We start from the raw sequence: 18,241 nt of genomic DNA, 5'->3' as shown, positions 1-18,241 counted from the left end.
AAGGATCGAACCGGCATGAGCGAGCTGCAGGACCTGAGCGCACTGATCCGCGCCAACACCCCCCTGATCGTGATCGAGACCCAGGACGAGGGTCGCATCGTCGATCTGTTCCGGCAGACGCTGATGCACGTATGGCGGGCGCTGCACCGCTGGTCGATCACCGAGGGCCTGCGCCGCATCGACCTGGACAGCGAAGATCCGCCGGTCGGGCCACCCGACGCCAGCGCGGCCCTGCAGATGATCCGCCAGGCCGAGCAGCGCGGGGTCTACCTGCTCCTCGATTTCCACCCCTACCTGGGTTATGCCAGCCACCAGCGCGCCCTGCGCGACCTGATCCAGCGCCGCCACAGCGAACCTCATGTGCTGGTGCTGATCGGTGCCAAGGTGGAACTGCCGGCCGAGCTGGAAGCGCTGGCGGTACGCTTCAACCCGCGCCTGCCCGACGCCAACGCCCTGCTGAAGATGCTGCGCGAGGAGGCCGATGCCTACGCCCGGGAGCATGGTGGCCGCCGGGTCGAGGTCGACAGCGAGGCGGTGAAGAAGATCCTGAAGAACCTGCAGGGCCTGAGCCTGGTCGACGCCCGGCGCATTGCGCGCCAGCTGATCTACGCCGACGGTGCGCTGCGCGACGACGACCTGCCGCAGCTGGCACGACTGAAGTTCGAACTGCTCAACCGCAGCGGCCACCTGTTCTTCGAGCATGACAGCGCGCGCTTCGGCGACGTGGCCGGCGCCAACCGGCTCAAGCGCTGGATCAACCAGCGGCGTGTGGCGTTCATCGCTGGCTCGGCACCGGCCGGGCTGGACCCGCCGCGCGGCATGCTGCTGCTGGGCGTACAGGGCTGCGGCAAGTCGATGCTGGCCAAGGCCACCGCTGCCGGCTTCGGCGTGCCATTGCTACGCCTGGACGTGGGTGCGCTGTACAACAAGTACCACGGCGAGACCGAGGCCAACCTGCGCCAGGCCCTGGCTTCGGCCGAGCAGCTGGCGCCCTGCGTGCTGTGGATGGACGAAATCGAGAAGGGCCTGGCCAGCGGTGGCGAAGATGGCGGCGTGTCGCGCCGCGTGCTCGGCCATCTGCTGACCTGGATGGCCGAGCGCAAGGCACCCGTGTTCATCGTGGCCACTGCCAACCAGGTGCACGAGCTGCCTGCCGAGCTGCTGCGCAAAGGCCGCTTCGACGAGATCTTCTTCGTCGACCTGCCCTCGCCTGAGGTGCGCGTGGAGCTGCTGCGGCTGCACCTGGGCCGGCGCCAGCTCAACGCCGACGACTTCGCGCTACCCGCGCTGGCGGCTGCCGCCAATGGGTTCTCCGGCGCCGAGATCGAACAGGCGATCGTGGCCGGGCTGTACGCGGCGCATGCCGAGGGCCGGCCGCTGGACACCGAGCTGCTGATGAACGAGATCCGCGCCACGCGGCCGTTGTCGGTGCTGATGGCCGAGCAGGTGGAGGCACTGCGGGCGTGGGCGTCGGGGCGGACGGTTTCCGCGGACGATTGAGTTTCCAGCGAACGGCGCAGCCCCTCGTGGTTGCTCGCTGGAGGCGAATGCCGGGTGGGGCCGGGCGGACAGGCTGCGCAGGGGACGCTGCAAGTACGTCCATGTAAGCTCGGTCGCCGCATCCATGCGGCTCACGCCCCTGCGCAGCCTGCCCGCCCGGCCTCTGACAGTTTCCGGGGGCGATCAGCCACGTAGAAGAAAGAAGAAGAGCAAGAGCAAAACCGGTTGGCTGGCCGCTTTTTGTAGAGCCGAGCCCACGCTCGGCTGCATTTCGATCAGATATCGAATAGTCGATTCCGATACAGATTCCTCCACGCATGGCGTGGATCTACCGTGTCGACCAAGGTCGACACCTACCAACTGCAGCGTCGAACCGTCAGAGGTGGGGCGGTGTGGGTTGGCAGGACCGTTGGCGCCATGGATGGCGCCATCGAGCCCCCAGGGACGGGTTTACGGCGTGTCCTGCGCAGCCCCCTCTCCTCCTCCAAACCGATAGCAACGAGGCGCCGCAAGAGACCCCCGATGAACCGTCCCAACAGGACGACCCACCCCCCGGTCGGGTACGATGCTCGCCCCCCGTTCGGGACGCTGTACGCAATGAGCAAGAACAACGAAAAGGCCGCCCCGCAGGGCGACGTGACCCAGGACCAGGCCGAGGATGCCGTGCGCACCCTGCTGCGCTGGGCCGGTGAGGACCCGTCCCGTGAAGGCCTGCTGGATACCCCCCGCCGCGTCGCCGAAGCCTATGGCGACTGGTTCAGCGGTTACCGCGACGACCCGCGCGCCTACATGGAGCGGACCTTCGAGGAAGTGGCCGGCTACGACGAACTGATCGTCCTGCGTGACATCGAGTACGAAAGCCACTGCGAGCACCACATGGCGCCGATCATCGGCCGCGTGCACGTCGGCTACCTGCCGGCCGGCAAGGTGGTGGGCATCAGCAAGCTGGCCCGCGTCGTCGAAGCCTACGCCCGCCGCTTCCAGGTGCAGGAAAAGATGACCGCGCAGATCGCCCAGTGCATCCAGGATGTGCTGCAGCCGATCGGCGTCGGCGTGGTTGTCGAAGGCGCCCACGAATGCATGACCACCCGCGGCATCCACAAGCGCGGCGTCAGCATGGTCACCTCCAAGATGCTGGGCAGCTTCCGCGACGACGCGCGCACCCGCGCCGAGTTCCTGCGCTTCATCGAAGTGGGCGGCAAGCGCTGAGCCGCTTGCCCGCACCGCGCCGGCCCCTGCAGGCCGGCATGCCCACGGCTGCCCACGCGGCAGCCGTGCATGGCGGCTCGTCCCTGTCAGCCCTACAGACTTCTTTCGCTGCATGAAGCATCGCGAACGCATTGCCCGTTACCGCCACCTGCGCGAACAGCCCCAGTGGAAGCTGCTTGCCGCCGACCACGCCCCGGAAATCATCGGCCTGTTGCAGGGCCTGCTGATGGACGGCGAGCGCACGCTGCCGTCCTCGGTGCTGAACGAGCGACTGCAGCGCGCGCTGGACCAGCTGGCCGGCGATGAACTCTCGCGCGAGCTGCCGCGTACCGCCCAGGCCTACATCGCGCACTGGCTGGCCCAGGGCTGGCTGGAACGCCGTTTGCCAGAAGGCGCCGACCAGGAGCAGTACGAGCTGTCCACTGCTGCACTGCAGGCGATCCGCTTCGCGGACGGCCTCGAGCAGGCGCGCGTGGCCGCCACCGAAAGCCGCCTGGCGCTGGTCATTGAGCAGCTCTCGGCGCTGGCTGCGCAGACCGAGGCCGATCCCGATGCGCGCCTGTCCGCGCTGCACGACGAGCGCGACCGCATCGATGCCGAAATCGCCCGGGTCGGCACTGGCCGCGTGGTTGCGCTGGACGGCAAGCGCGCGCTGGAACGCACCCGCCAGATCATCGGCCTGGCCGACGAGCTGACCGAGGACTTCCGCCGTGTGCGCGATGACTTCGAGCAGCTCAACCGCGATTTCCGCGAACGCATCATCGACGACGAGGGCGAGCGCGGCGATGTGTTGTCGCAGCTGTTCGAAGGTGTGGATGTCATCGGCGAAAGTGACGCCGGACGCAGTTTCCAGGCCTTCTGGCGCCTGCTAAACGACGCCGAACAGAGTGCCCAGCTCGATGCCGCGCTGGAAGCGGTGCTGGCGCGCGGGTTCGCGCGCCGCCTGGACCGCAACGAACGCAACTTCCTGCGCAGCTTCACCAGCACCATGCTCGAGCGCGGTGGCCAGGTGCACGATGTGCTGCAGAACTTCGCGCGCAGCCTGCGCGGCTTCGTGCAGAGCCGTGGCTACCTGGAACAGCGCCGCCTCAACCAGCTGCTGAAGCAGGCGCAGTCCGAAGCGCTGGCACTGCGTGACGAATTCCCCGCACAACGCGGCATCGGCCGCGACCTGCAGCTGACCACCAGCCGCCTGCGCTCGTGGTCGCAGTGGAAGCTGCACGATCCGCGCAGCGCCCAGGTCGATGGCAATGTCGAGTACAACGACGCGGCCGCAATCAGCCTGGAGAGCGTCGGCGACCTGGTCGCTTCGTCCGAAATCGACTTCCGTACGCTGCGCCAGGACCTGCACGACCTGCTCGACGCACAGCCGCGGCTCAGCATCGCCCAGGCCCTGTCGCAGCGCGAAGCGCCGCAGGGCCTCGGCAGCGTCATCGGCTACCTGTCGCTGGGCACGCGCTTCGGCAACGTGGTTGCCGGCGAGCAGGAGCTTGCGCAATGGCGTGGTGGCGACGGCCAGATCCGTCGCGCCCGCATCCCGCTGGTTTGGTTCACCCAGGAGAGACGCCATGAGCTGGCATGAAGATCCCATCGACGCACCGCAGGCCGACGTGGCGGAAGACGCCTACGAGGCCGAGCCGGTGGCGGCCGTGGCGCAGCCCCGCCGTGGCAACGACGTGTATTACCTCGGCGATACCGGGCGCCTGCCGCTGGATGCGCGCCGCGCGCTGTGCCAGCTGCTGATCGGCCCCAGCATCGACCAGTTGCGCCACGCCAAGCTATGGCCGGCGCTGATCCGCAGCGAAGCGGCGATCCGTTCGGCGCTGGCCGACCTGTTCCTGGAACTGGTGCTCGACCGTGACAGCGGCGTGGCGTTCACCCGCCAGGCCGATACCGAAGACGTCGACGCGCCGGTGCTGCTGCGCACCTCGCCGCTGACCTTCATCGACTCGGTGCTGCTGCTGTACCTGCGCCAGCAGCTGGCCGAGGCCGATGCGCGCGGCAACCGCGCGGTGGTCGCCGATGCCGAGATGGCCGAAGCACTGGCCATCTATGAAAAGAACCTGTCCACCGACCGCGCCGGCTTCAACCGCCGCGTGGCCTCGGCGGTGCAGAAAATGAAGGACAACCACATCCTGACCCGCCTCAGCGGCCAGGAAGACCGCCACGAAGTCTCGCCGGCGCTGAAACTGCTGTTCTCCGCCGAAGACGTGTCCCAGCTCTCGGCGGTCTACCGCCAGCTGCGCGAAACCCCGGCCGCCGAGGCCTGAGAGACCCGACCATCGCATGGCTATCTCCAAGCACACTCCCGCCCTGTTCAACGAAGGCCTGCCGGACCCGCGCCTGCAGCAGTTCCGCATGCGCCGCCTGCAGGTGCACAACTGGGGCACCTTCAACGGCCTGACCGAAGTGCCGATCGCCGAGCGCGGCTTCCTGTTCGTCGGCCGTTCCGGCTCGGGCAAGTCGACCCTGCTCGATGCCATGTCCGCGCTGCTGACGCCGCCGGCCATCGTCGACTTCAACGCCGCCGCGCGTGAAGCCGAGCGCAGTGGCCGCGACCGCAACCTGGTGTCCTACGTGCGTGGCGCGTGGGCCGACCAGCAGGACAGCGGCACCGGCGAAATCGCCACCCAGTACCTGCGCAAGGGCGCGACCTGGACCGCGCTGGTGCTGGAATACCGCGCCGGCGATGGCCGTGTGGTCAGCCTGGTGCGCCTGCTGTGGATCTCCGGCAACGGCACCTCGGCCGGCGATGTGCGCAAGCACTACATGATCGCCGAACGCCCGTTCGACATCGCCAAGGATCTTGGTGGCTTCGACCTGGACCTGCGCAAGCTCAAGCAGAAGCTGTCCGACCTGCACCACTTCGACACCTTCTCCGGCTACGCCGAGCGCTTCCGCGACCTGCTCGGCATCGACAACGAAATGGCGCTGCGCCTGCTGCACAAGACGCAGTCGGCGAAGAACCTGGGCGACCTCAACGTCTTCCTGCGCGACTTCATGCTCGACACGCCGAAGACTTTCGACGCCGCCGAGCGCCTGGTCAGCGACTTCGCCGAGCTTGATGGCGCGCACCAGGCGGTGGTCACCGCGCGCCGCCAGGTGGAAACCCTGCTGCCGGCACGCGCCTACTACAACGACCTGAAGGAAATGCACCGCCAGCGTGGCGACGACGAAGCGCTGAAGCTCGGCGTCGACAGCTTCCGCGAAAGCCGCCGCCAGGCGCTGATCGAAGCGCGCCTGCGCGAGATGGACGTGCGTGACCGTGGCCTGCTGGGCGAGGAAGCCCAGCGCCGTGCCGCACTCGACAATCACACCGAGCGCCTGGCCGAGCTGGAACTGCAGCGCCGCCAGCAGGGCGGTGAGCGCATCGAGGAACTGGAACGCGAGCAGGGCCGTGCCGAAGCCGAGCGCGACCGCCGCCAGGCCAAGCGCGAGCAGGCACGCCAGGCCGCGCAGCAGCTGCAGGCTGAACTGCCGGACGACGCGCACGGCTTCGCCGAGCTGGTCGAGCGCGCGCAGAACGAACTGCAGGACCGCCAGCGTGCCTCTTCGGCACTGGACGACGCGATCAGCGATCGCCTGGGCGGCAAGCGCGATGACGAGCGCCGCTTCGGTGAAGTCCGCGCGGAACTTGAAGCGATGCAGCGCACGCCGTCCAACATCCCGGCGCCGATGCAGAAGCTGCGCGCGCGCCTGGCCGAGGAAACCGGCATCGCCGAAGCGGCGCTGCCGTTCGTCGGCGAGCTGATCCAGGTCCGCTCGGAAGAGCAGGGCTGGCAAGGGGCCATCGAGCGCGTGCTGGGCGGCTTCGCATTGTCGCTGCTGGTCGATGACAAGCACTACAACGACGTCGCCGAGTGGGTGAACCGTACCCACCTGGGCATGCGCTTCACCTATTACCGCGTGCGCCGCAACGACGATGCGTTCGCCCGCGAGCCGTCGGCGAAGTCGCTGCTGCACAAGCTGGAACTGCGCGAGCACGTGTTTGAAAGCTGGCTGCGCCGCGAACTCGGCAAGCGCTTCGACTACGAGTGCGTGGACGCCAGGCAGCTGCGCAACGTTGACCGCGGCATCACCCGCGAAGGCCAGGTCAAGCATCCGGGCGACCGTTTCGAGAAGGACGACCGCAGCGCCGTTGGCGACCGCCGTCGCTGGATCCTCGGCTTCAACAACCACGACAAGGTCGGCGCCTTCGAGCGTGAAGCGCAGGAACTGGCCAAGCGCATCGCCGGCTGCGAGACCGACATCGCGCGCCTGCGTGGCCAGCGTGACCGCGACAACGAACGCCGCCTGGCCTGTCACGAGCTGGTCAGCATCAGCTGGAACGAGATCGATATCGCCGCCCCGCAGCAGCGCCTGAGCGATATCGAAGCGACGCTGCGCGACCTGCGCGAAGGCAACGCCGACCTGGCCAAGCTGGCCAAGCAGATCGACGCGGTGCGCGCGGACATCGAACAGTCGCGCCGCACCTATGAAGACGTCCGCGTCGAGCGTGGCCAGCTGGTCAAGGAGCGCGATCGCCTCGACCGCGCACGCCAGCAGAGCCGTGCGCTGGTGCTGCCGAGCCTGGCCCAGGAGCAGGAAGCCGGTCTGGCCGAGCGCCTGCAGGAGCAGGGCCCGCTCAGCCTGGAAACGCTGGAAGCGCACATGCGCCAGGTCAGCAACGCGCTGAACGAGCAGCTGTCCTCCTCGCAGCAGGACCTCAACCGCATCGAGAACCAGCTGGTCGGCTGTTTCCGCCGCTTCATCCAGCAGTGGCCGGAGGAATCGGGCGACTTCACCGTGTCGGTGGCGTCGGCCGAGGACTTCCTCGCCCGCCTCGAACGGCTGGAGCGCGATGGCCTGCCGCAGCACGAAGAGCGCTTCTTCGACCTGCTGCAGAACCAGAGCAAGAACAACCTGCTGGCCCTGCAGCGCCACAGCGCGGAGGCACGCAAGTCGATCGGCCAGCGCCTGGACGAAGTGAACGCCAGCCTGGAACAGGTGCCGTTCAACCGTGGCACGTTGCTGACCATCGAACTGAGCGACCGCCGCCTGCCGGAGGTGGGTGAGTTCCACCTGCAGCTGCGCGAGGTGCTGTCGCAGCAGCAGACCGAGCAGCGCGAGCTGGCCGAATCGCAGTTCACCGTGCTGCGGCAGCTGGTCAACCGCCTCGGCTCGCAGGAAGGCGAGGACAAGCGCTGGCGCGAGCTGGTGCTGGACGTGCGCATGCACGTGGAGTTCATCGGCGTCGAGCTGGATGCGGAAACGCGCCAGCAGGTCGAGATCTACCGAAGCGGCGCCGGCAAGTCTGGTGGCCAGCGCCAGAAGCTGGCCACCACCTGCCTGGCCGCCGCGCTGCGCTACCAGTTGGGTGGTGCCGACAGCCAGTTGCCCAGCTATGCCGCGGTTGTGCTCGACGAGGCCTTCGACAAGGCCGACAACGAGTTCACCGCGCTGGCGATGAACATCTTCGACAACTTCGGCTTCCAGATGGTGGTCGCCACCCCGCTGAAGTCGGTGATGACGCTGGAACCGTTCATCGGCGGCGCCTGCTTCGTCGAAATCAGCGGCCGCCACGACTCCGGCGTGCTGCTGATCGAGTACGACGAAGAGGGCAAGCGCCTGAGGTTGCCCGAACGCAGCCGCCAACAGGCCAACGAACCGGAAGAAGCCGAGGCCTGAGCGCCTCGGGCAATCCACCTGTAGAGCCGAGCCATGCTCGGCTGCCCTTCGCGACCTGAAACAACGTGCCAACCAAGGTTGGCACCTGCCACGTCATAACGCCCCTCAAGAACCGCGGAACGTATCCCACGCCATCCGCGCGATCAGCACCACCACCAGCCCCACGAACAGCTTGCGGATGAACGGCGTGCCGCCCTTCAGCGCCAGACGCGTGCCCACCACCGAACCGATGATGTTGACCGCTGCCATCGGCAGCGCGAACAACCACAGGATGTTGCCGGTCGGCACGAAGAACGAGATCGCCGCCACATTCGTCGCCAGGTTCACCACCTTCGATGCCGCCGAGGCGCGCAGGAAATCCAGGCCGAAGAAGCGCACGAACAGGAAGATCAGGAAGCTGCCGGTGCCCGGCCCGAAGAAGCCGTCGTAGAAGCCGATCGCCGCACCGATGGCCAGCGCGATCGCCAGCTCGCGCCGGCCGATCTCCTGCGGCCGGTGCAGCGCGCCGAAATCCTTCTTCCACAGCGTGTAGGCCAGCATCGCGATCAGCAGTACCAGCACCAGTGGGCGCACCGCGTCCTTGGGCAGCAAACTTACCGCGGTGGCGCCGGCGAAGGAGAAGATGAAGGCCGTGCCTGCCGCGAACAGCACCGGCTTCCACGGGAAGCGTACGTTGCGCGCGTAACGCCAGGCGGCCGCGCCGGTGCCGAACATCGAACTGAACTTGTTGGTGCCGAACAGCATCGCCGGCGTCTGCTGCGGCAGCACGGTGAACAGGCCGGGTAGCTGCACCAGCCCACCGCCACCGACGGCGGCATCGACCAGGCCGGCGATGAAGGCGATCACCACCAGCCACCACAACTCAGGGGGAACCAGTTCCAGCACGGCGATCAATCGATGTGGGGGCGCGACAGCATACGCCTGTCCCGCACCGGCTGACCCGTGCCCCGCGTGGATCAATCCGCACAACCCGGCGACAATGCCCGCATGAGCCGAAAACCCTCCGATCCCTGTCCCTGCGGCCTTCCCGCCGATTACGCCGCCTGCTGTGGCCGTTTCCATGCCGGTGAGGCCGCACCCGATGCCGAGCACCTGATGCGATCGCGCTACAGCGCCTATGTGCGGGGGCTGGCGGACTATCTGCGCCAGAGCTGGCACCCGGATACCCGCCCGGCCGAGCTGGCGTTGGACGATGCGCCGGGCCAGCGTACGCACTGGCTGGGCCTGACCGTGCACGAACACACGGTCACCGGTGCCGACAGCGCCGAAGTACGCTTCACCGCCCGCTACCGCGTGGGCGGCGGCAGCGCGGTGAAGATGGCCGAGCACAGCCGCTTCCTGCGCATCGACGGCCGCTGGTACTACCTCGACGCTGTGTGAGCCTCAGCCGCCGCGTACCGCCAACACGCGCTGGCCGGCATGCGCGCGGACCTGGTTGCGGCCACCGTCCTTGGCTGCGTACAACGCCAGGTCGGCGGCCTTGATCACTGCGGCCGGCCGCCCATCCACGCGGCTGTCCGCCAGCCCGATGCTCACCGTCACCTGCACCGTCTGCCCGCTTCCGCCGCGCCCGCGCTGCTGGCGCCCCGTCTCATCGTCGCGGCTGCGGGTGCTCCGGTCGCGCAGCTGCATGCGGGTTTCCTCGATGGTCTGCCGCAGTGCCTCGACCGCATCCACGCAGGCCGCTGCGGGACGATCCAGGAACACCACCGCGAACTCCTCGCCGCCGTAGCGGAACGCCCGGCCACCGTCATCCACCCGGCCCAGGCGCGAGGCCACCAGGCGCAGCACATCGTCCCCGGTGTCGTGGCCGTGGGTGTCGTTGAACGATTTGAAGTGGTCCACGTCCACCATCGCGATGCTGTAGGTGCCACGCGCCCGTTGCAGGGTCTCATTGAATGCGCGGCGCCCCGGCAGGCCGGTCAGTTCATCGCGGAAGGCCATATGGAACGACTCCTGCAGCATCGCGCCCAGCAGCAGCAGCAGGGCCGCACTGGCCAGTGCCGGTAGCAGCACCGGCTGCAGGAACACCCTTGGCAGCATCCACCACAGGCACAGCAGGGCCAGCAGCATCGCCGTGTGCAGTGGGCGCGGATGCCGCCAGGCCTGCCAGCCCAGCGCGGCGGCTGCCAACAGGAACAGCAGGGCTGGCAGCTGTGCCAGCGCGTTCCAGTCGGCCGGAATCCAGCTCCAGTGGCGGTTGGACAGGAGATCGTGCATGCCACGCGGTTGCTGCGTGGCCAGCAGCAGGAAGATCATCAGCGCGGTGCCACTGGAAACGCCCCGCAGCAGCAGGTCGCGGCGGCGGCGGCCGCGCTCGGGCCACAACGCCAGGCCAGCGAACAGCAAGGGCAACCAGGCCGAAATGGCATGGAAGCGCAACGGTGTCAGCGCCGTGACATGGCCGCTGCGCAGGTAGCCACCCACGTCCTGGTGCAGCAGGGCGAACATCACGGCCACCACCAGCATCAGGCAGAGCGTACGCACCTGGTGGTAGAGCAGGGCAAGGCCGGCGCCGAGGCAGGCCAGCAGCCAGGGCAGGATGCGTTGGGCCGGACTGGCCACGTCTTCGTTGCCCAGTGCTGCCCACAGCACCACGGCAACCAGCACGGCGGGCAGCACGAACAGGTAATGCGCAGGCTGGCGGAGCGGATGCAGGGGCAAGCAGGAATTCCAGCGCGGTGACGACGCGGCCGCAGCATTGCCGTTAGCGGCGCCCGCACCGGCTTCTTGAATGCGGCGCGGTCACGCTTGTGAACGCAGTGACGTCGAACCATGACGTCGCACTCACCCGCCGGCGCCGATGCTGCCGGCATGGACAGCGTAGCCGCCGCCGTCGCTGCCCCGCAGCGCGATCTCGCCCGCCAGTACGCACGTGTGCGGGACCGCAGCGTGCAGTTGGCGGCCCCCCTCAGTGCCGAAGATGCCATGCTGCAGAGCATGGCCGATGCCAGCCCCAGCAAGTGGCACCTGGCCCACACCACCTGGTTCTTCGAACGTTTCGTGCTGGCCGGCTTCCCGGCTGCACCGGCGCATGACCCTGGCTGGGATTACCTGTTCAACAGTTACTACAAGAGCATCGGCCCGGCGCATGCACGGCCGCAGCGCGGGCTGCTGTCACGGCCCTCGCTGCAGCAGGTGCAGGACTACCGCTGCCAGATCGATGCGCAGGTACAGTCACGGCTGGACGCGGGTGATCTCGACGATCAGGCGCTGCAGCACCTGCAGCTGGGCCTGCAGCACGAACAGCAGCACCAGGAGCTGCTGCTCACCGACATCAAGCACGCGTTCTGGTCCAATCCGCTGCAGCCGGCCTACCGCGAGGACCTGCCTACCACCCCCGGCGCTGCCAGTGCCCAGGGCTGGATCGAATCGCCCGAACGCATCGTCACCGTCGGCGCCGCCTCTTGGCCGCACCACGCCGTGTTCGCCTACGACAACGAATCGCCGCCGCACCGCGTGCTGCTGCCCGCCCACGCCCTGGCCGAACGCCCGCTCAGCAACGCCGAGTACCGCGCCTTCATCGACGCCGGCGGCTACCGCGAACCGCGCTGGTGGCTCAGCGAAGGCTGGGCACTGCGCGAAACCGAAGACTGGCAGCATCCGCTGTACTGGGATGACACCCTGCAGCGCGAATACACCTTGGGCGGCTGGCGCGAACTGGATCCGCACGCGCCGGTCTGCCATCTCAGCTACTTCGAGGCCGACGCCTGTGCCCGCTGGGCCGGAGCGCGCCTGCCCAGCGAGTTCGAGTGGGAGGCTGCGGCCGCGTCTCAGCCGGTGCGGGGTCACTTCGCTGATGACGATCATCTGCATCCCCAGGTGGGGCAGGGCAGCGGCCTGCGGCAGCTGTTCGGTGATGTCTGGGAATGGACCCACAGCGCCTACGGCGCCTACCCGGGCTTCCGCCCCTTTGCCGGCAACCTCGGCGAGTACAACGGCAAATTCATGTGTGGCCAATGGGTGCTGCGCGGCGGCAGCTGTGCCACGCCCCGTGGCCATGTGCGCGCCAGCTACCGCAACTTTTTCATGCCACCGGCGCGTTGGCAGTTCTCCGGCCTGCGCCTGGCCCGGGATCTGTCATGAGCACGGTGCACGACGCGCTGCAGGCGCTGACCGATCTCACGCCCGGTCGCCAGCAGATCCTTTCTGACGTGGTGGCCGGGTTGTCGCGCACACCGCGCCAGCTGCCGTCCAAGTACTTCTACGATGCACGTGGCTCGCGCCTGTTCGAACAGATCACCCGGACCCGCGAGTATTACCCCACGCGCACCGAGCTGGCCCTGCTTTCGCAGGTACTGCCGGACATCGCCCGCAGCGTCGGCCCGCACCTGCACGTGGTGGAGCTGGGCAGTGGCAGTGGCCGCAAGACCGCACTGCTGCTGGCCGCGCTGCGTGAACCGGTGGCGTATACCCCCATCGAGATCTCGCGTGCCGCCCTGCTGTCCAGCATCGACCATCTGGCCCCGGCGCTGCCCGAGGTCGAGATGCTGCCGGTCTGTGCAGACTTCACCCGTCCCGTTGCCGTTCCCATGCCCGAACGCGAACCCGCGCGGAGGTTGCTGTTCTTCCCCGGTTCCACGTTGGGCAATTTCGTCGAAGAGGATGCCATCGCGTTGCTGCGCGCGATGCGCCAGACCATGGGCCGTGATGGCCTGGCCCTGGTCGGCATCGACCTGCACAAGGACCCGGCCCTGATCGAGGCGGCCTACAACGATGCACAGGGTGTCACCGCCGCGTTCACCCTCAACCTGCTGGCCCGCCTCAACCGCGAGATCGGCAGCGACTTCGACCTGGACGGCTTCCGCCACCGCGCCCGCTACAGCATCGCGCGGCTGCGCATTGAGACCGATCTGGTCAGCCAGCGGGCACAGGACGTCCATCTGGATGGCCGCACTTTCCATATCGAGGCCAACGAACCGATCCGCGTCGAATACAGCCACAAGTACACCGACGACAGCTTCGAAGCGCTTCTGCTGCCAGCGGGCCTGCAGCTCGTGCGGCGCTGGGATGCTGAAAGCCCGGCCTATGGCCTGCGCCTGTTGCGCGGCATATAGCCACCGGCAGCCGGCGCCGCTTCAGGTTCGATGGCGACGCTGCGCCTAAGATGGCCCTGCAACGGCAACACGGAGGACGCCATGCCCATTCTGACCACGCTCGGCCTGGCGGCCGCGCTTGCCTCGGCGCCGACAGCGCCTGCCGCCCCTGCCGCCGGCATCGATCCGGCGTTCAGCCGCTGCCTGTCGGGCCTGCAGGCCACTGCTGCGACACAAGGAATCCGTCCCGACCGCTTCAATGAAATCACCGCCGGCCTCACACCCGACCCCAGCGTGCTCGGCCTGCTCGATGCACAGCCCGAATTCACTACGCCGATCTGGGACTACCTGGCCGCGCTGGTCGATCGCCAGCGCGTGGACGATGGGCGCGCCCTGCTGCTGCAGCACCGCGACCTGCTCGATCGCGTGTCGGCCCAGTACGGCGTCGATCCGGCCACCATCGTCGCGGTCTGGGGCGTGGAGAGCGACTATGGCCGGGTGTTCGGCAAGCGCCCGCTGCTGCAGTCATTGGCTACGCTGTCCTGCGCCGGCCGCCGCCAGCCCTTCTTCCGCGGTGAGCTGCTGGCCCTGCTCAAGCTGATCGACCGCGGCGACCTCCAGGCACAGGGGCTCACCGGCTCCTGGGCCGGTGCCTTCGGGCACACGCAGTTCATGCCCAGCACCTATGCACGCATCGCCGTCGATGGTGATGGCGATGGCCGCCGCGATCTGGTCGGCAGCATTCCCGATGCACTGGCGTCCACCGCCAACTACCTCAAGCGCGCCGGCTGGCGCAGTGGCGAGCCGTGGGGCATGGAAGTGCGGATCCCCGCGGGTTTCAATGCCAGCCAGGCGGGGCGTACCCAACGTCGGGCCTTGGCCGACTGGCGCGTGCAAGGCGTGACCGCGCTGGATGGCAGTGCGTTGGCCCCGGCCAACCTCCCGGCCGACGCGCGTGCCGCCCTGCTGCTGCCGGCCGGCAGCAAGGGCCCAGCGCTGCTGGTGTTCCGCAACTACGACGCGATTTACAGCTACAACGCCGCCGAAAGCTACGCGCTCGCGATCGCCACGCTGGCCGACCAGCTGCGCGGCGGTACCGGGCTGGCCACGGCCTGGCCGACCGACGATCCCGGCATCGGCCGTGATGAGCGCCGCCAGCTGCAGACCCTGCTGCTGTCCCGCGGCCACGATATCGGCGCTGCCGACGGCATGATCGGCACCGCCACGCGTCGCGCGATCCAGGCCGAGCAGCAACGCCTTGGATGGGCCAATGCGGATGGGCGCGCCGGACAACGCATCCTGCGCGCGCTGCAGGAAGAGGCCGCCGCCATCGCACCCGCTGGGCAGAAGGCCTTGCCGGCGGCACGTTGACCGCGACATCATCGCCGCGGTCTTCAAGGAGCGTCATCGCATGCAGTTGAATCCGGACATCAGCACCGGCCTGTATCACGGCCTGGAGGCCTGGCACGTGCGCACCTCCAACGCGACGGCGGTCATCAGCGTGTTCGGTGGACAGCTGTTGTCGTTCATCCCCGAAGGGCAACCGGACCTGCTGTGGCTGTCGCCGCAACGCGCGGAGCTGCCGACGCCGATCCGCGGTGGCGTGCCGGTGTGCTGGCCGTGGTTCGGCCGCCAGGGGCAGGATGCTGATGCTCCCGCACATGGCCTGGTGCGAACCGCGCGCTGGGAGTTGCAGCACGCCGGGCAGAATGAGGCCGGCGACGTGGAACTGGGGCTGGCACCCTCCACGGCTGACCATCCCGGCCTGCGCCTGCAGATGCAGCTGCGCATCGGCCGCCAGCTGCGCCAGCAGCTGATCACCGAGAACACGGGAACGTCGCCGGTGACGTTCACCCAGGCCCTGCACAGCTACTTCCGCGTGGGCGATGCGCTCCGTGCCCAGGTCGATGGCCTTGATGGCCTGCAGTACCTGGACAAGTACGAGGACTACGCGCAGCTGCGCCTGCAGCAGGGGCCGTGGTCATTGCGCGACCCGCGTGACCCGGGCCGCAGTGATCGCATCTACAACGGTGCCGGCGGCCATTACGTGCTGCGCGATCCGGTGCTGCAACGGCGGATCGAGATCCGCAGCGAAGGCAGCCAGACCCTGGTGGCCTGGAATCCGGGCGCCGAGGCGGCGGCAAACATGGCGGATGTCGGCGATGGCTGGCGCGACTATGTGTGCCTGGAAGTGGCCAACGCCGGGCCTGGGCAGATGACCCTTGTGCCGGGCGCGCGCCATCAGCTGGTGCAGACCCTGGCCAGTTCCACGCTGTAAGCGCTGGCAGCAGTTTCAGTTTGTCGATGTGGGTAACAAGGATGGAAAACATGCAGGAAGCACAATGGTGGTACGCCAACGGCAGGCAGAGCGAAGGACCGGTGGATCTGGCCGGTCTTCGCCAGCTGCAGCAGGAAGGAACGGTTACGGCACGCACGCTGGTGTGGTGCGAAGGCATGCTCTCGTGGCGGCCGTTGGCGGAGCTGGAGCAGGTCTCAACACCCATCGCGGTGGCTCCGCCCCCGGATATCGACGCGATACCGGGGGTTGAGGGCATTGCGCCAAGTGTCGGCGACCCGTCCGATCCGTATCGTGCGCCTGCCGCTGCACCGGAGATGGCTGCGGCCGCCGGGCTGGAGGGCGAGATGGCCTTGTACGCCAGCGTGGTCGGCGGCAACTTCCCGGTCTACCGACAGCGCTGGCGCCTGGATCAAGGCATCGCCACGGGTGCCGGAACCTGGCACTGGCCGGCATTCCTGATCGGCCTGGTGTGGATGATGTACCGCAGGATGTACCGCCTCGCGGCGCTCTGGGTTGGCCTGCTGCTGCTGATCAGCGTGGTGGAGACCTTGCTGGATGTGCCGGATGGCCTGTCACTGGTCATCACCTTTGCGCTCAGCATCACCACCGGCATGTTCGGCAACAGCTGGTACCTGGCCCATTGCCAGCGACAGATCGCCCGCGCCCGTGCCGTGGCGGGGGGCGATGAAGCACGCATGCGCAACGAACTGGCCGCGCGTGGTGGCACCAGCGTAGTTGCCACACTGGTGGCCATCGTCATCATGCTGGCGGTGGGTACGGTTGGTGCTGTGCTGGCGGGATAGGCTGGATCAGCGACCCCCGCGGGGCCGCAATACCAGCAGGCACAGCGCACCGGCCACCAGGCCCCAGAACGCCGAGCCGATGCCGGCCAGCGTGACACCGGAGGCGGTGACCAGGAAGGTGACCAGTGCCGCCTCGCGGTCCCGCTCTACCGCCAGCGCACTGGCCAGGCTGTTGGCGATGGTGCCGAACAGCGCGATACCGGCCACGCAGGCCACCAGCTCCTTCGGGAAGGCGGCAAACAGTGCGGCAACCGTTGCACCGAACAGCCCGATGACGATATAGAAGGCCCCGGCGGCCATGGCGGCGGTATAGCGCCGTGTCGGATCTTCATGCGCATCGCGGCCCATGCAGATCGCGGCCGTGATCGCGGCCAGGTTCAGCGCGTAGGCACCGAAGGGCGCCAGCAACGTATTGACCACACCGATCCAGCCGATCAGCGGCGATACCGGCGCGTCGTAGCCGGACGCCCGCATCACCGCCACGCCCGGAATGTTCTGCGAGGCCATGGTGACCACGAACAAGGGCAGGGCGATGCCGGCCACCGCCGTCCAGGACAAGGAGGGGGTCACCCATTGCGGTACCGCCAGCTGCAGCTGCACCTGCTGTGCGTGCAGCAGGCCGCGGCTGGCCGCGACCGCGATACCGACCAGCAGGGTGGCGATGACCGCATAGCGTGGGAACAGGCGGCGTCCGGCCAGCCAGGTGGCAAACATCGCCAGCGCCAGCACCAGCTGGGTGTTCATGGCCACGAACACGTCCAGACCGAACCGCAACAGCACGCCGGCCAGCATGCCGGCGGCCAATGCCATCGGCACCCGCTGCATCAACCGGGCGAAGATGCCGGAGAACCCGGCCAGCATGCCCAGCACCGCAGCAAGCAGGAAAGCGCCGGTCGCTTCAGGGAGCGAGGCACCGCCGGCACCGACCACCAGCATCGCCGCGCCCGGCGTCGACCATGCGGTCACCACCGGCACGCGATAGCGCAGTGACAACCCGATGCAGGTGACGCCCATGCCCAGCCCCAGTGCCCACATCCAGGAGGCGATCTGTGCCTGGTCGGCACCGACGGCCTGCGCGGCCTGGAACACGATCACGGCGGAACTGGCGAAGCCGACCAGCACGGTAATGAAGCCGGCAACGAGGGCCGGCACTGAAAGGTCGCGCCACCATGCTTGCCGCACCTGCATGTTCATTGCCGTCTCTCCTGTGTGCATCCATGCATTGATAGCTGTTGCGGCGTTGACCGCGCAACGCGCGGGCAACGCCGCAGTGATCTTCGAGCGTACGTCATGCCTGATGTCGCGGTGCTTCTGTCATCACCATGCAAAAAAGCGCTTGACGAAATCTGCAGGATCTCTAGAATTCGCTCCCTTGCTGCAGCGCATCGCTTCTTCGGAAACGGCACGCGAACAGCGACGCCACCACCGACGAACGAGATGATCGAACGAAGGTGTTGACGGACTCGAAAAGTCCGGCATAATAGGCGGCTCGCAACGACGAAAGGCCCTCGGGGCCCAACGACGAAGCAGCATCGGCAACAACGTCCACTCCGGTGAGACGGCCTTGAAAAAAGGTGTTGACGAAGCGGAAAAGCCGGCTATAATGGGCGGCTCGCTACGAAGGAAACTTCGCAGCACACGGGAACGGCGCTGAGGCCACTTCCCCTGATCTTTGAAAGTATGCGCAGGTATCTTGTGAAGGCGCCTGCAGGAAGGATGATTGTCCA

The 18,241-nt window shown here is 67.8% G+C and carries 14 protein-coding genes; 11 read left to right on the top strand and 3 right to left on the bottom strand.

Features of this window, described 5'->3' with window-relative positions:
* Window positions 1–15: 15 nt before the first annotated feature.
* The 5 genes from QRO91_RS13285 (at window position 16) to QRO91_RS13265 (ending at window position 8,376) form a co-directional block, all read left to right on the top strand.
* Window positions 16–1,500, top strand: coding sequence for an AAA family ATPase (locus QRO91_RS13285; RefSeq protein ID WP_049429869.1), 1,485 nt, complete (start codon window positions 16–18; stop codon window positions 1,498–1,500).
* 597 nt (window positions 1,501–2,097) lie between these two features.
* Window positions 2,098–2,709, top strand: coding sequence for a GTP cyclohydrolase I FolE (gene folE / locus QRO91_RS13280; RefSeq protein ID WP_004141296.1), 612 nt, complete (start codon window positions 2,098–2,100; stop codon window positions 2,707–2,709).
* Window positions 2,710–2,821: 112 nt separating this feature from the next.
* Window positions 2,822–4,291 (top strand): DUF3375 domain-containing protein, encoded by a 1,470-nt coding sequence (locus QRO91_RS13275; protein ID WP_049429215.1) that lies wholly within the window; start codon window positions 2,822–2,824, stop codon window positions 4,289–4,291.
* The gene (locus tag QRO91_RS13270) at window positions 4,278–4,979 is read left to right on the top strand and encodes a DUF4194 domain-containing protein (RefSeq protein WP_087924080.1); all 702 of its coding nucleotides are present in this window, start codon (window positions 4,278–4,280) and stop codon (window positions 4,977–4,979) included. The genes QRO91_RS13275 and QRO91_RS13270 overlap by 14 nt, the downstream gene beginning before the upstream one ends.
* A gap of 16 nt (window positions 4,980–4,995) precedes the next feature.
* Window positions 4,996–8,376, top strand: a complete 3,381-nt coding sequence (locus tag QRO91_RS13265; protein ID WP_049429217.1) for an ATP-binding protein — start codon at window positions 4,996–4,998, stop codon at window positions 8,374–8,376.
* Window positions 8,377–8,481: 105 nt separating this feature from the next.
* Here QRO91_RS13265 and QRO91_RS13260 read toward each other — a convergent pair whose 3' ends face one another.
* Window positions 8,482–9,261, bottom strand: a complete 780-nt coding sequence (locus tag QRO91_RS13260; RefSeq protein ID WP_285310425.1) for a sulfite exporter TauE/SafE family protein — start codon at window positions 9,259–9,261, stop codon at window positions 8,482–8,484.
* 102 nt (window positions 9,262–9,363) lie between these two features.
* Between QRO91_RS13260 and QRO91_RS13255 the strand changes: the two genes are divergently transcribed.
* On the top strand, window positions 9,364–9,756 hold the full coding sequence (locus tag QRO91_RS13255) for a YchJ family protein (protein ID WP_049429218.1): 393 nt from the start codon (window positions 9,364–9,366) through the stop codon (window positions 9,754–9,756).
* A 3-nt stretch (window positions 9,757–9,759) separates the two neighbouring features.
* On the opposite strand, the gene QRO91_RS13250 is transcribed toward QRO91_RS13255, so the two are convergent.
* Window positions 9,760–11,040, bottom strand: coding sequence for a diguanylate cyclase (locus tag QRO91_RS13250; protein ID WP_049429219.1), 1,281 nt, complete (start codon window positions 11,038–11,040; stop codon window positions 9,760–9,762).
* A 150-nt stretch (window positions 11,041–11,190) separates the two neighbouring features.
* Here QRO91_RS13250 and egtB point away from each other — a divergent pair, with 150 nt between their 5' ends.
* From egtB to QRO91_RS13225, 5 genes are all read left to right on the top strand, one after another.
* Window positions 11,191–12,462: an ergothioneine biosynthesis protein EgtB gene (gene egtB, locus QRO91_RS13245; RefSeq protein WP_197619883.1), complete on the top strand. Its 1,272-nt coding sequence runs from the start codon at window positions 11,191–11,193 to the stop codon at window positions 12,460–12,462.
* Window positions 12,459–13,433 (top strand): L-histidine N(alpha)-methyltransferase, encoded by a 975-nt coding sequence (egtD, locus tag QRO91_RS13240; protein WP_197619870.1) that lies wholly within the window; start codon window positions 12,459–12,461, stop codon window positions 13,431–13,433. The genes egtB and egtD overlap by 4 nt, the downstream gene beginning before the upstream one ends.
* Before the next feature lie 81 nt (window positions 13,434–13,514).
* A complete protein-coding gene (locus QRO91_RS13235; protein WP_049429221.1) occupies window positions 13,515–14,783 on the top strand; it encodes a lytic murein transglycosylase in 1,269 nt (422 codons plus the stop codon).
* Between the two features lie 40 nt (window positions 14,784–14,823).
* Window positions 14,824–15,690: a D-hexose-6-phosphate mutarotase gene (locus tag QRO91_RS13230; protein ID WP_049429222.1), complete on the top strand. Its 867-nt coding sequence runs from the start codon at window positions 14,824–14,826 to the stop codon at window positions 15,688–15,690.
* Window positions 15,691–15,740: 50 nt separating this feature from the next.
* A complete protein-coding gene (locus tag QRO91_RS13225; RefSeq protein WP_049429223.1) occupies window positions 15,741–16,514 on the top strand; it encodes a DUF2628 domain-containing protein in 774 nt (257 codons plus the stop codon).
* A gap of 6 nt (window positions 16,515–16,520) precedes the next feature.
* On the opposite strand, the gene QRO91_RS13220 is transcribed toward QRO91_RS13225, so the two are convergent.
* Complete coding sequence (locus QRO91_RS13220; protein ID WP_197633484.1) at window positions 16,521–17,708, bottom strand: benzoate/H(+) symporter BenE family transporter; 1,188 nt, start codon at window positions 17,706–17,708, stop codon at window positions 16,521–16,523.
* Between the last annotated feature and the right edge of the window lie 533 nt (window positions 17,709–18,241).

Source organism: Stenotrophomonas maltophilia group sp. Smal32 (genome assembly GCF_030237085.1).
In the GTDB taxonomy this organism is placed as follows: Bacteria; Pseudomonadota; Gammaproteobacteria; order Xanthomonadales; family Xanthomonadaceae; genus Stenotrophomonas; species Stenotrophomonas maltophilia_Q.
Note: the sequence above shows the minus strand (reverse complement) of the source record. Positions and strands in the feature narration are given on the sequence as shown.

What these genes read in the sequence shown, in the direction of transcription:
- QRO91_RS13285 (WP_049429869.1), top strand. Translation starts at nt 16, where the DNA reads ATGAGCGAGCTGCAGGACCTGAGCGCACTGATCCGCGCCAACACCCCC.
- folE (WP_004141296.1), top strand. Translation starts at nt 2,098, where the DNA reads ATGAGCAAGAACAACGAAAAGGCCGCCCCGCAGGGCGACGTGACCCAG.
- QRO91_RS13275 (WP_049429215.1), top strand. Translation starts at nt 2,822, where the DNA reads ATGAAGCATCGCGAACGCATTGCCCGTTACCGCCACCTGCGCGAACAG.
- QRO91_RS13270 (WP_087924080.1), top strand. Translation starts at nt 4,278, where the DNA reads ATGAGCTGGCATGAAGATCCCATCGACGCACCGCAGGCCGACGTGGCG.
- QRO91_RS13265 (WP_049429217.1), top strand. Translation starts at nt 4,996, where the DNA reads ATGGCTATCTCCAAGCACACTCCCGCCCTGTTCAACGAAGGCCTGCCG.
- QRO91_RS13255 (WP_049429218.1), top strand. Translation starts at nt 9,364, where the DNA reads ATGAGCCGAAAACCCTCCGATCCCTGTCCCTGCGGCCTTCCCGCCGAT.
- egtB (WP_197619883.1), top strand. Translation starts at nt 11,191, where the DNA reads ATGGACAGCGTAGCCGCCGCCGTCGCTGCCCCGCAGCGCGATCTCGCC.
- egtD (WP_197619870.1), top strand. Translation starts at nt 12,459, where the DNA reads ATGAGCACGGTGCACGACGCGCTGCAGGCGCTGACCGATCTCACGCCC.
- QRO91_RS13235 (WP_049429221.1), top strand. Translation starts at nt 13,515, where the DNA reads ATGCCCATTCTGACCACGCTCGGCCTGGCGGCCGCGCTTGCCTCGGCG.
- QRO91_RS13230 (WP_049429222.1), top strand. Translation starts at nt 14,824, where the DNA reads ATGCAGTTGAATCCGGACATCAGCACCGGCCTGTATCACGGCCTGGAG.
- QRO91_RS13225 (WP_049429223.1), top strand. Translation starts at nt 15,741, where the DNA reads ATGCAGGAAGCACAATGGTGGTACGCCAACGGCAGGCAGAGCGAAGGA.
- QRO91_RS13220 (WP_197633484.1), bottom strand. Translation starts at nt 17,708, where the DNA reads ATGAACATGCAGGTGCGGCAAGCATGGTGGCGCGACCTTTCAGTGCCG.